Below are 13,337 nucleotides of genomic sequence, written 5' to 3' on the forward strand. Positions count from 1 at the left end.
GGAGTAGCAAGACGAAGCATTTATTATTCTGTGTTGCGCTCTTTAAATTGATACTTATTCATAACAGTCTGAAAAATTTGATCTATTTGTATATCTTTTACCGCTCTGCTCTGTGCTGTTATCGAAATGTTGCACCCCTTTCCTATAGGGTGATACCTCCCCGCAGAAGTAGGACCAAAGAGCGTGATTGTATTTGCACGATAATAGGCTGCTAAGTGAGCTGGCCCTGAATCATTTGAAATAATTAATACATCCTCGGCCAACTGTTTCACCAGTTCTATTAGACTTTTGCTTTCAATGCGAAATCCCCTTCTAACCGATACATCAATTTTACTTAGTTCCTTTTCAGCCACAAAAAACCTTATCGGGATCTGAGGGAAAGCGTCTGCCAATGTCTTGCCTAAATTAAGGAAATTATTCAATCCGTAATCTTTGTTCTGGTTTCCGGAGAATGGGAAAATAAAAATCTCCCCTATCATCGGTTTCGTCGCAGCACTGTCCGAAAAAGTATCCGTCAATCGTGCAATCTCATCTTTGGAAATATCGTTTAATTTAGTAATATGCCTGCTCAAGAGATTCAAGCTAATTTGAAAAAAATGAAGATTAAAATAGCCAATTTTAGGGCGAGCGGCGTTGCAAAGGATACTCTGTATGTCATACGCAAGAATAGTTGTCTTTTCAGAACTCTTAAGCTTCACAAGCATGTACTTTAGAATATAAGCAAAAATACTTTTAAAGCGAATTGCTAAATAGTTTGGAGTTAGGAAAACATAATCGTACGTGTTGTAAGGCTGGCTAATGATTTCCTTTAGGGTATTGAACTTTGCAATGCCAACTTTTGGGAACAAATATCTAGCTAAGTCAACCAACCATTCTTTTACAGATATGGTTATGTCGTATCCCTTTTTATGAAATAGATCAATTATTTTTTTGTCAGAGACAAGGTCTCCAAGACCTCCGTAAAACCCAAAAAAAATTCTGGGTTGAGTTCTATTAATATTCATCTATCCTATCCCATGCGGGAAGCGATGGAGTGTGGACAGGGGATAGTAGATCATGGGTTTATCCTAGATGGGTGATAATTATTAACTGATTGCTCGGGTCACCGGATAGAGTCGAGTACCTGACCCGCCCGCGAGAATGCTGCCTTTCATGTGCATGCTCCTAAATATTGAGAATGGAGTTTCATGGATCCTCAGTCTGCGAATCCTTGGGCCAAAAACTCAGATTTACTGATAGAAAAAAATTGCAAGAACCTACCCTATTGAGGGTAGTTGTTTAGAGTATTCCTTTGTGCAGCTTATGCCTAAGACCTCACGTGCAGCGCGTTCGTAGCCGTCACGATGGGTTTCAACAACTCTCTCTATCATTTCCAAAACACTTTCCCTGTCCCTTTGGCTTGAACGCATTTGATGGATAAAATCCACAATGGCCTCACAAGAGGTGAAATCCGCGGGGAAAAGCGGGTAGTCTTGGCCCATTAATTTTCGGAAGACCGGAATATTTGATAAAACAGGTATGCAACGAAACCATGCGGATTCAAGGAGAGGCAGTCCGAACCCCTCATTCTGAGAGAGAAAGAAACAAAAAGCACTCTCTCTGTAGAGTTGGTTCAACATATCGTCATTCACATAGCCATGCACACGAAAGTCTACCCTTTCGAATTTCGCAGCGTTCAACAGAGTTTCCCCCTCCAGAGTTCGCTTCCCTACGATGTGGACGAGAATTGAGATATCCTCGTGCTCCAATACATATTGGTCAAGCCGACGGCAGGCGGCAATCACCAGGTCAAATCCCTTCAACTTATTGATGCGCCCGACAAAGAGCAGCTTCAGAGTTTTGGAGGTCAATTTTTCCTCGACATCTTCCTTACACGGTCTGGCATAACGAGCCATCTTAAACGGGAGGCCGTTAGGCACATGAATCATGTGCTTGTTTCTACAAGAAGGATAATGTTGAAACAGATCTTTTTGGGTGGATTCCGAAATATATCCAAGAGTCGCATCGGATGCTATTCGAAAACGTGTCAAGAGATCCAAGTAAAGTTTGCGCCCAATGGAAAAATGCTTGAATGCTTTCTTGTAGGTTAAGTCATGAACCAAGCTTAATACCTTCATTCTAGGGAGTAAGAGCGGCTGTAAGTTTGGGAGAATAACCCTGTCATACGGTCCATTTTTTTGTAATCTTATGGGTAACACGACGTATTTCGTAAACAGATCCTTTCGAGAAAGTTTTATAAAGGTAACGTGAGAAAGGATAGTAGGGGGAAACCCGTCGAAATATTCCCTAATATTGGCTTCTAGGATGGCTGCACTCATTCCGCAAGAATACACATCTATATGAATGTTCTTGGCATCTTGAGAGACTAAGTGTAAAACTTGGGCCAAGAAATTTTCAATAAATACACTGACCCCGTCCCTTTGCTCAGTGAATGAGATCGCGATCAGCGCTAGTCGTTGATTCTGCTTCGTTTTCATTTTAAGTTCAGCCACCTATCTTTCTAATTGTTGTGGCTATACTTTGAAAAATATCGCAATAAGCTAGCAATGTGCCAACGTACGTGTGAAACGTTCCTGTGACTCTTCCGCTGGGCATTATGGATCACCGCGACCGAGGGCACCAAGGATACCCCGTAGCCGGATCGCCAAAATCGTGCACAAATATCCGCATCCTCGCAATACATAAAAAATCTTTCATCAAAACCCTTCATCTCAGAGAATGCATCACTCCGAAATAGCATGAACATGCCAGCGACCCAATCGGGGGATATTGGCAATTCATTGATGTGATAGTCAGGCTTTTTGTCAATCTTCAAGAGCCGTCTGGCGATGGACATAGGAGTGATCACTCGCCTTGCATTATCTTCCATCTTCCCCAATGGATCGATAATTAAGGGCGAAACTATGCCAATATTGGGTTTCCTTAGTTCTGCGAGTAAAGAAGGAAACGGATCACTGTTTAATCGAATATCCGGGTTAAGTACGCAGAAGAATTTACTACTCATTCTGGAAAACGCTGCGTTGTGATTTGCACCAAATCCTTTAGGCTTTGCGTTTCGGGCAATCCCCAATTCAAAAGGAAAATCCCTTTCTCCAAAGTTGAGCGTTTCCTCGACATTGATCGTCAATAAAACGGTCAGAATTGTTGGATCACAGGCCACAGCAATGTCAGACAATAAGTCAGCCACAATTGGGGCCTGTTTATGGCTCACTAACGAGACGACGAGACGTTCAGTGGCCAAACCACTCATGTAGGCTGCCTTACAAACTGAGGGGTGTTCCTAGTTTCATGGGCACATGCCCAGGCAAAACCAAGGAACATAAAATACTCCTCGTTTTGGGCGATGGGATTAAGATTAGCGGCAATAAATAGATACACCACAATAATTTGTGAAGGCAAACTTTGCCGTCCGTAGGATGTGAAGAGAATCCATAGGGAATACAGAAATCCAAGGATTCCAACAGAGATCCACATATCCAAATAGGAATTAAAGATCATCCCAGTCCCTTCGCCCGTACCTATTCCCGTATCTGCTGTAGCAATTTCGACGGCGCCAAACCCCAACCCTAACCATGGCTCCTGAGCGATCAAGTCTAAACTCGCCCCCAATACCGCTCCTCGCTCGGATTCCCACTTATGCTGCAACATCGCCTCATTCACAATTTGTTCCTGAGGGTCCAAACTGGAGTTATACAAACCCACGGCAAGCACCGACACACACACCCCACCGAATACCCGTAAGCCCCAACCCTTTACCGCGACTTTATTTATCGATGTTAACGCTTCAATATTGTGGGCAAACGTGTCACGGTTGAACAGGACAACACACAATAGAGAAGACCACGCAGCAAGCCAAAAGCTTTTGCTCTTGCTTGCCACAATGCAAGTAACGACAAGCAAATATAAAACCCATATGCTCCATGTGGTAGAGGGCCATATTCTATATTTGATCCGCAGCGCTAATGATGTCACCAACAGCAGACCGAAAAAGAAAGCCAGGACCGTTTGCTCCCAAAAGGTACCTTTCAATGCTATAGATAAGTGTGGCGGACGTACATGCATCAGGCCAGAAATTGGGTAATAATGAACGACAATAGAAAGCAGACAGGAAAGCCAGAGCACTGACTCGCATATCCGTATGACCCCTTTAGGTTCCAAAAGACGAAGAGCCCGTTGTCCAAGGTAAAAGGCGGCAGGATAGATAAAGAGATACTTAATAATGAATCCGTTCTCTTTATTTTTTGGGTAGAGGGAGACACTACTAATGGCCATGAAGAGCAGGCCGAAAGAGAAGAGGATCAGCAGCATTCCCATTTGGGCCGTACGGCCCTGCAAGTCAGTAACTAGCAACACACAAAAGACAGCGACCAGAGCTATCTGACCAATACGAATCTCCATACCCAAAGATATCTTCGTCGACTGAAGCGACAACAGGAACAATACGATGAAGTAACACCCTATCCAGAAAGTTCTGGGGCCTACCTGCACCGCTGGGGAAGGGATGGATCTAGTCAATTTTTCGTGTCGCTGATTCGAAAGAAGTCTAAAAAAAGGGGATCTAAGCTTCTAATGATTCGCACGCACTGCGAATATTCGATCAATATAGAAAGCTTTAGTGGAGTTAGATTTTGTTGGCGCCATCCAGATGTATTTACTTCTGTCCCTTGTCCATACTCCAGGGAGTATTAATTCAAGATAGCCCTTGCCTACCATTTGATTCATTGTTATTTCCTGAGCCAGGCCAGGGTAGACCCCTGCCTTGAATGCGATATCGTTTCCCTTTCCCAAACCTTCTTCTATTCGACCCCTGAAATACACTTTCCATTTACCTTCAGTTGGCAATTCACTTAAAGACAATTGTATTCCCCAAACATCGCTACCTCCTGCCATTCGCACAGCTGATCCGTCGGATGCCATCGCATCAGGAACAAGCCTGGCATCCCCGGCAAGCCGAAAATTGATATCCTGGAAATCAATACAATTCCCAGGCGAACGGTTCTTGCAGGCCTCTGGCGGCATCACTGAATTCCGTGGGAGTCTCAAAGTATCTATCAGCGCATCCATACCTGCCTGCTGCCCACCTTCTCGAAGGGACGTAATTTTTGCGTCCTTCAGATATCGTTTGAAGCGCGTATACCTCGTATCATAATCTTCTCGATTTCTGTCATATTTCTTCACGGCGGTATTAAAACGTTCGTTGTTGACCAAAATTACATAGTCAATCCCAAGCCGTGCCGCTTGGACATGACGTAGAAATTTAACTTCATTCCGCACGGCATGTTCCGCCTTCTGAAAGATCTGGTCAGCTTGGACTAAAAAGTCCTGACTGAAGTAAGCCGCAGTCGGCGGAACTTTAACAGAAAGATGCATCGGATGTTCTTGAATCGATTTTTCCAATAGAGCAAGATAGTCTGCCATGAATTGGCTTGCAGGGCCGTAGTATCCAGTTAGGAATTGCTGAATTAAAACCTTCTCGTCTTGTTGGGGATTCCATAATAATTTTGAAAGTACCCATGCTCTCAACTCTGCGAATTCTCCCCCTCTGGTACCATAGCTGCCTTGCTCAAATACCCCCTTCACTTGTGGCCATTGAGACAAAATTTTCAAGTTTTTACCAAGTACTCCAAAATTGGGATGTGGCTGTATATAGCTGTTAAAATTAGTAATGTAGTCCCAGATGATGATTGAATCAGTTAGCTTGGCCCAGCCTTCTAAGTCATGAAGAAAATCACGATTTCCTGCACTGTCGAGGGGTTTTGAAAAATCCACCTCAATATTAGCGAGCATGATTCCCATGTTTATGGGTAACTTAATATTAATGGGTGGTTTGCGAGACCATGTATAGGCTAATGCTAAAACGGTCACTTGCGGATATTCTTCTCTTACCGCATCGGCGATAACACGCACAAAATCGAAAAAGGCTGTTCCGGGCGCACGTCCAGCATCAATCAGCGCCTTGTCCTCATCTTCGTTGTAGTAGGAGTCGATGTCAGCAGGCGAGATCAGGAGAAAGTAGGGTTCTTGTGGCCAGCGGCCTAACTTTCGGTGCACCGCCTCAATGGCCTTGGCCCGGACCGAGGCCTTACCGAAACGAAGCTGGCCTTCACCGAAAAATTCTGGATGACTTCGGCCATATTTGGAGCGGCTGATCAGCTCGTGCACTCCAACTGGACGAATGTTTGATAAGGAACCAAATCTTTGCTCGTGTTGTCGTACCGCCCTATGCCCAAACTGACCGTTCATCCGGTTCCGCACGTAAAATTCGAGATTGTCGGCATCTGCCGAGAAGACCTCTCTATGGACATACCGTGGAACTTGGAGGTCGAAGGTAGAAGGAATTGTGACTTTGGCGCGATAAGGTATGACCATAAAGTCCGAAGAGTACCAACGACAGCTCAGATAGTTTTCCAAGAAATGGTAGACACCAAAGAGCAGCCCTTCAGGAGATTGACTCGTAATGATGAGGTCTTCACCTTTTGTCTGAATGAGAAAGCCATTGGACAGCAAATCTTTAGAAGCAGGCTCCATCACAGATCGAGGAGCTCCGGCCATGCGACTACCCAGCATAACGAACGGGTCAGGAGACAACCCATCAACCTCTTTGATCTGAAATTTCGCACCCGCAACCTTGCCTAGATAGGTTGCAAGTTCCTTTGCAGCATACCGCTCGGCCGGAGTAGCAGAGGCACTCACGAATATTTCGTACTTAGTCGTTCCATGGTCCGCAAGGACAAGTTCTTTGTCGGAGGCACCAGAAAATCCTGAACAGATGAATGAGGCAAGCAACGCGATGAAAACTGAGATACCATATCGGTAACCGTTGAAAAAGTTCATGCCTTCTTACCAAAAATTGACGATAATTCCCACTTGCCGAACATTAACTGGATAATAGGGAAAACCCTTTTAATTTGTCCTCGCCTGATTCTATTCAGGACCACTCCTACCATCCCTATCCAGACGCTTGGGAAAGCCACAATAGCGTGTTTGTAAGTAAAATACAGCCGATTTCTCAGGGCAAGAAAATCTATGGCTTCACTTGGGACTTTTTGAGAATTAATCGTTCCTCCTCCCTTGTGGTACACAAGACTCTTGGGTGCATAGGCCAGAGAATAGCTGCTGCGGCTCCGAAAAACCCAATCAAGCTCTTCGAAATAGAGAAAATACTCTTCGCTCAACAGCCCAATATCACAAAGGAATTGGCGCGAAACCAACATTGATGCACCCAAGACATAAGACATTTGTTTTTCTACAGATTCTGATCTAGGCAACTTGCTGATCGATTGATATTCGCCAATTGGTTCTATTGTGCCAATCCATTTGTTATATCGTACGCCTCCTAACGCCTGGACTCGATCCGGTTCATCGTACGACAGCAGAGTCGACCCACAAATTCCAGCACCAGGCCTCTTTTTCATATGACCAACTAGTTCGGATAAGGAATCCTTGGATACGACCGTGTCGTTGTTGAGTAACCACACATAGTCAAAATTAGCCCGCTCAAGAGCATGACACATGGCCACATTACAGCCTCCGGCAAAACCGAGGTTCTTGCCTGTTTGTATGAGAATTAACCGTGCGGTGCTGTCGCCAACCTTCCCTCCGGATTCCGCCGTAAAGCGATCATAGAAAACATATTTCACAGGCTTCTCTATTGGTGGAAAGGAGAAAGCTCGCAACTTGGGATTTCCGGATTTTAGGATATCCAAACGCCCTTCTGCCCAGGCTTTAATGTTCTCCATTGATCCGTCGCTGGAACCATTGTCACAAACAATAACCTGATAACTCTGGTAGTCCAAACGAAAGACACTCTCCAAACATTCAAGCGTTTCGGGTCCGCTATTCCAATTTACTATAGCGACACAAACATGAGGTACTGTGCATGCCTTATCGTGCAAAATATCCAAGTTCTCAAATCTCCTATAGACAATCGCATTCTTTTTGGGCCTATATGCGATACCTCTTTAAATAAATATTATGCTCAGCCTTACGTCTGTTGATTTATTGAGCGCGGGGTCGCACGGCCACACAGAACTCTACCAAAATCCGATGACGATCTTTTACACAGAATTGAAACTCAAGGTAAATTTTCATTCCCTGCAAGAAACACAAGAACTTTTTTCTTTGGTTTCTCTATACCGACAGTCCTTCCTTGTCTTACTTGAAAGGACATGCAACCATACCTTCCACAATATATTGCGTGATCGCCTCAATACCAGATGGGAGGAATGCAAACGCCCACCAAGCTGCGCCCTCTGAAATGATATTTTCAGATCAAATATTTTGCGGCTGCCGACGGTTGGAATTATAGAAGGTAGCAAAATAGTTGAAGATATCCTCGGGAATCCTCGCCTCTATGAGGTTTTCCCACTCTCTCCTACGTCAGAAAGTTGAGTTGGACCTACGAATAGAAACCGTTTTTATCTCAGCTTCTTACTTGCTCTAAGAGTCTTGTTCTGGAATTTTTGGTTTTCCTGCTACGATCTTTTCCCCACCCGACTTGCCCCACATTGGAGGGACAAGCTTCATTTAGGAGGAAAATTATTACTTACCCCTATTGGTGAGACCACGATAGATTTCCTATTTTTTTCAGCATGCGTTAAATCCGATCAGATTAATTAGGATCAGTTAGTACCATCCCTGAAGACCAAAGCCTAACAGGACAGCTCCTGACAGGTATCCTAGTTGGCGCGTCCTGCTGGAATACGCCTGAAGCAGAAATTCGCAGGCAAAGAATAAGACAATAAGTTTTGCTATCATGGAACCCAGCTCGACCTGCCCCAGCTGAATTCCCAGGAGAAATGGCATAACCAACGCCAAAAAGAGAAGTAAATAATCCATGGGAGTGGCCTGAAACCCATGGCCTTTATTTAAATGGATGTTCAGAAGCAGCAAGAGAACCAGAATCCCAAAAAAAATTTGATACACGAGAGCTACCTCACTTCCCACTCCCAGGAGGGAGTTTTCAACGAGATAGAGCACAAGGGTGGATCCCAGGAAGAGGCTCAGTCTTGTGATGGCGAGAACGACTTTGGGATTGCCCAGCATCCTAAGAAAGACCGTTAGCACAAGTCCCAGTGCGAGGTACGAGACTGCCAGAGGCGTTGTGTGGGGAAGAAGCATTCCCAAGAAGAGGAAACCTACGACGCCTATCGTAAGGCCGTACAAACATGTTTGAGAAAACCACGGTACCAATTGGAACCTGGACTGCCAATACAAAGCTCTGACTCTCCATATCTTGATACCATCCAGCAGTCTCCCGGTAGAAAAAATGTAATAGAAGGCCCCCATCGCAGCCAGGATGAGTAGATATAGACTCGCAAGAACAACCCCGGAGCTCGATTGACAGGCATAGGCCAACCCCACCAGACAAATTTGTAAGAAGTAGATGAAGAGCACCACATGATCATGCGAGAACCCCAGCCTTAAAAGCTTGTGATGCAGGTGCTCTTGATCCGGGTAAAAAGGCGACCTCCCTTCGAGGATCCGTTGCGTAGCCACTGCCACCAGATCTAACAAGGGCACACCGATACAAAACAGCACCAACACCGGACTGACCGAGGACCGTCCTGGCTGGGTTAAAAGCAGTGCGGTTGTTCCGAGGGCAAACCCTAAAAATTGGCTTCCACCGTCCCCCATGAACACGCGAGCCGGAAAAGTATTAAATCGCAAAAATCCAAGTAGTCCCCCTATAACCGGAACCGTCAATAAAAGCACAAGGTGGTCTTCCAGATGATACGCGATGAACACGATCAGGCCAAAACTCAAAAGGGAGAGGCCGCCCGCTAGGCCATCAAGTCCATCTGACAGGTTCATCGCGTTTGTCACCGCGACAAGCAGAATCATGGTTAGGGAAATCGCCAACCAGTCTGGAAATTCAAAACCTAAGATCATCGAAAACGGCTGCCAGGAGAGTTGACTGTAGGTTGCAACCACACCGGCTGCCAAAAATTGCCCACCGAATTTATACCGGACCTGAAGATCCCAAAAATCATCCAGGCTGCCCATACTCACAATAATGATTGATGCGCCAATCACCCCGATCACAACGTCATATTTTGGAATCCAAAAACCTATGGAGACTAACGCGCCCACCGCAAAAGCAATGCCCCCGACTCTGGCAATGGGTTGCTTATGAACTTTTCGATGCCCAGGCTGATCCAACAAGTCAAACCGTCTGGCTCCCAACATTAAACAAGGAGTCAAGATGGTCCCAATAAGAAGGGACAGCAGGAAGGCATAGAATAATACTTCTACCATTTAGAGGGAACCGGAAAAACCATCCTTGAACCCTGTGGTCAAGAAGGGTAAATTGGCATGCATTTTAGTAAAGGTGAACAAGTAGCACACTTCAGCTATTTCAGCAGAATTGTTCAGCGAAAATGAGAGTTGGACTGACAAAAGCGGTCCATTAACCGATCCTTATCATCCACAACTGAAACAAAAAACTATTTAAGAATCAATTTGAGAAAACCTAATTTAGGGCCTGTTCATAAAAAACCAGGTCAAATCTGCGGAATGAATGGAGGGGATAAATGGAAAGAATTAAATACATAAAAATAAAAAATTTATTCCGCCAGACCCATGAACTAGAAATTTAATATCTGATGTCTGTTTCGGAAAATACAAAATTTTATATATTAAATACATGAAAAGCAAATGAGAACTTTCCTGTTAACCTCACTAAATATCATACGTATTTAAAGAAACAATTGCCATTATTTCATTTTTTAATAAGGGGTTTTTGTCAATCCATCTTGAGGGTGAAAGAAACGTTAACAAATTCATTGCTGCCGAAATTTTACCAAAATCAGCTTGTTGTAGACTGAGTAAAGCCCCTTCTGACAAGTACCCCAAATGACTCACGTAGGTTGAAAAGGACCTGGAGAATTAATTCACAATCTCTATCAATTGTTACTCAAGTTCCTTCGAAGACATCCACTTCACTCGCCAGGGCCATTCGTTTAAAACCCCCAAACCGGCAGAGCATCGCTTTGCTGCCCCGTTTAGCTTTTATAACTAATGCTGGTAAGAACCGGGATCCCTTGCTCAAGGGCGGCCTGTTCCGGTCTTATATAACTAGTTTTGAGCAATTCCGAGACAAACGCCCACGCCATTCCGCTTAGCATCCCCAATCCCATTCCAAGAGCAAAGATCAGGAGTTTTCTGGGTTTAATCGGTGCAATAGGGATTGAGGCCGCTTGTATCACACTTACATTGGCAATTTGTCTGTCATCCATTTGCCTAGAGACATTAGCCATTTCAAGTTTTCCCACATACATTTTTACATTCTCGCGGTCTTTGTCGACTTCACGTTGAAGCCCATCAAACTGTTTTTCTAATCGATTAAGGCGTGCAATTTGACGGGCAATTTCCTCTATTTGTCTCTGGATAACTCCTCCCTTAGTTTTGAGAGAAGTTAATTCTGATTCTGTGTTTAGAAGCTCCAACTGAAGGTCTTGATAAACAGGATTTCTAATAGTAGTCACCTGATCATCTTTAATTTGAGCTTCTTGCTCATTAATATAAGCCTGAATTCGAGCTATTTCTTCACGAATATCAGTAACCATTCGACTGTGCTCTTCGTATTTACCTAATAAATGGTGTTCTTTTCGCCGAAGATCCAGCAACTCCTGTCGGGTAGCATCAACGATCTGGTCCTTCTGTTCCTTTTCTGTCCACATTGGAATGTACTCAGGAATATCCTTCAACTGTCTCCTCAGTGAATGTATTTTCGAACCCGATCCTTGTATTTCATCTTCGTTAAATTTTAACCTACTGTCGAAATTTTGCCGTTGATCAAGGAGGAGTTTCCGTTGATCCGAAATTGATGAAATCTCATGCTCTTGCTTGAATTCCTGCAGAGTGGTCTCTGATTGTTCTAACTTTTTACGAAAAACTTCAACCTGCTCCTTTAAAAATGAGGCCTGTGGGTTACTGAAAATGGCAAGATGTTTCTCTTTCCAAAGTTCACTGAGTAAGTTGAGCGCACGTGCTGCAACTTCGGGATCGTGGTGTTCGAAGGTTAAATTTATTACATTCGATTTCCCAGATTGAGTAACAGTTAAATTGTTTTGAAAGCGTCCCTGGGCCGTCTCCAGGGGCGAATTAGTTAAAAATTCATTTTCTAAAATATCAGGATATATGGTGCCGACTCCAAGTACTTCCAAAACTCTCAATCTAAGATCTCGGGTCGTCAGTATTTCGATTTCTGGAGCAATGAGTGCCTGAAGATCAAAAGCCACTTTCTGAGATTGATCCCCTACTTCCGAGTTGTAAATATGCTCTCTTCCAATTTTAACCATGAGACTTGCCTCGGCTTGATAAATTGGCGTCATCTTCATCGGAACAAGAAGGGAAAGAATCGTAAATAATAGGAAAATCGCGATTATCACCCGTTGATGCTTAAAAAGAACCGTGAGAATATCCCGTATTCTCAAAAAGTCACTTTCGTAAATGAGTCCTGATGGTTGAGCGGAAGGGTTATTCATGTTCAATGCGAAGGGAGCTAGAGTAGTACTGGTTTAGCTATAAAGTAACACTTAGCCAATCATTTTTACCGAAATGATAGGGGTTCATAGTCGCCTATAAATCCACTTGGGAATGTAATGATGTTGTTTATTGAAGACCATGCCAAGGAGATTTCCACCATTCTGCACAATCCGGTCTTTAAGGTGAGAGATCACCTTGGCACGGGTTTTTTCTGCTTCCACCACCATCACCACTCCATCAGCGGCCGCACACAATTCCAAGCCCTCATCAGAGATATCGATCGGTGCGGTATCGATGATAATCATGTCAAACTGTTTTCGTATATGGGTCCATAAATCTTGCTTGCCTGTTGTGACTTCATGATGAACGGTTTCTGAGGTATTTCCGGACAGCAAGGCAAGGAATAAACGGGAATGGAGAACAGGCGTGATGGCCTGATCTAAATCCCCCCCATTCCGCATGATATATTGCAAAGATGTTTTGGGAGGAATTCCAAAGAATTGATGTTGGGTTATTTTTTGAGAATCTCCATCCACCAACAATACGGACTTCCCCTGTTTTTCAACCAGGACTCTTCCGAACTCCTGAACAATGGTGGAGACCCCCTCCTGGTTCCTGCTACTGATAAATTGAACAATATTGTGATGGGGATCAGGAAAAAGTCCGGCAAGGCGTTGTTCCAGTTGCACCATCTCTCGCCTCATTTTTAGAGGAGGTAAATTGGAAACGACGACCGGTTGCGAACGTGGGCGTTCTTCTATCGGATGGATCTTGATGACTTCACGTTGATTTTCGTAGGCCTGTTGCAAGGCCTCGTATACTTTACTCATTTGGCGATTCTCATACAG

At 44.2% G+C, this 13,337-nt stretch carries 9 protein-coding genes and 1 pseudogene; all 10 read right to left on the reverse strand.

Annotated features, from left to right (window positions below):
- Nucleotides 1-23 precede the first annotated feature (23 nt).
- Nucleotides 24-1,004, reverse strand: coding sequence for a glycosyltransferase family 9 protein (locus tag ACTRXD_RS13435; protein WP_442432301.1), 981 nt, complete (start codon nucleotides 1,002-1,004; stop codon nucleotides 24-26).
- 27 nt (nucleotides 1,005-1,031) lie between these two features.
- Nucleotides 1,032-1,154: pseudogene (locus ACTRXD_RS13440) on the reverse strand (sugar phosphate nucleotidyltransferase); the annotation flags it as partial.
- Between the two features lie 102 nt (nucleotides 1,155-1,256).
- The gene (locus tag ACTRXD_RS13445) at nucleotides 1,257-1,928 is read right to left on the reverse strand and encodes a glycosyltransferase family 4 protein (RefSeq protein WP_442432302.1); all 672 of its coding nucleotides are present in this window, start codon (nucleotides 1,926-1,928) and stop codon (nucleotides 1,257-1,259) included.
- A 572-nt stretch (nucleotides 1,929-2,500) separates the two neighbouring features.
- Nucleotides 2,501-3,187, reverse strand: a complete 687-nt coding sequence (locus tag ACTRXD_RS13450) for a glycosyltransferase family 2 protein (protein WP_442432303.1) — start codon at nucleotides 3,185-3,187, stop codon at nucleotides 2,501-2,503.
- Nucleotides 3,188-3,246: 59 nt separating this feature from the next.
- Nucleotides 3,247-4,398 carry an O-antigen ligase family protein gene (locus ACTRXD_RS13455; protein ID WP_442432304.1) on the reverse strand — a complete coding sequence of 384 codons (1,152 nt, stop codon included), beginning with the start codon at nucleotides 4,396-4,398 and terminating at the stop codon, nucleotides 3,247-3,249.
- Between the two features lie 168 nt (nucleotides 4,399-4,566).
- Nucleotides 4,567-6,834: a DUF4838 domain-containing protein gene (locus tag ACTRXD_RS13460; protein ID WP_442432305.1), complete on the reverse strand. Its 2,268-nt coding sequence runs from the start codon at nucleotides 6,832-6,834 to the stop codon at nucleotides 4,567-4,569.
- On the reverse strand, nucleotides 6,831-7,904 hold the full coding sequence (locus ACTRXD_RS13465) for a glycosyltransferase family 2 protein (protein ID WP_442432306.1): 1,074 nt from the start codon (nucleotides 7,902-7,904) through the stop codon (nucleotides 6,831-6,833). Before ACTRXD_RS13465 ends, ACTRXD_RS13460 begins: the two co-directional genes overlap by 4 nt.
- Nucleotides 7,905-8,625: 721 nt before the next feature.
- The gene (locus tag ACTRXD_RS13470; protein WP_442432307.1) at nucleotides 8,626-10,257 is read right to left on the reverse strand and encodes a glycosyltransferase family 4 protein; all 1,632 of its coding nucleotides are present in this window, start codon (nucleotides 10,255-10,257) and stop codon (nucleotides 8,626-8,628) included.
- A gap of 746 nt (nucleotides 10,258-11,003) precedes the next feature.
- Nucleotides 11,004-12,488 carry a GumC family protein gene (locus ACTRXD_RS13475; protein ID WP_442432308.1) on the reverse strand — a complete coding sequence of 495 codons (1,485 nt, stop codon included), beginning with the start codon at nucleotides 12,486-12,488 and terminating at the stop codon, nucleotides 11,004-11,006.
- Between the two features lie 84 nt (nucleotides 12,489-12,572).
- Nucleotides 12,573-13,319, reverse strand: coding sequence for a CpsD/CapB family tyrosine-protein kinase (locus ACTRXD_RS13480; RefSeq protein ID WP_442432309.1), 747 nt, complete (start codon nucleotides 13,317-13,319; stop codon nucleotides 12,573-12,575).
- Nucleotides 13,320-13,337 lie beyond the last annotated feature (18 nt).

Origin of the sequence: Nitrospira sp. T9 (genome assembly GCF_052156535.1) — a bacterium.
GTDB lineage: Bacteria > Nitrospirota > Nitrospiria > Nitrospirales > UBA8639 > Nitrospira_E.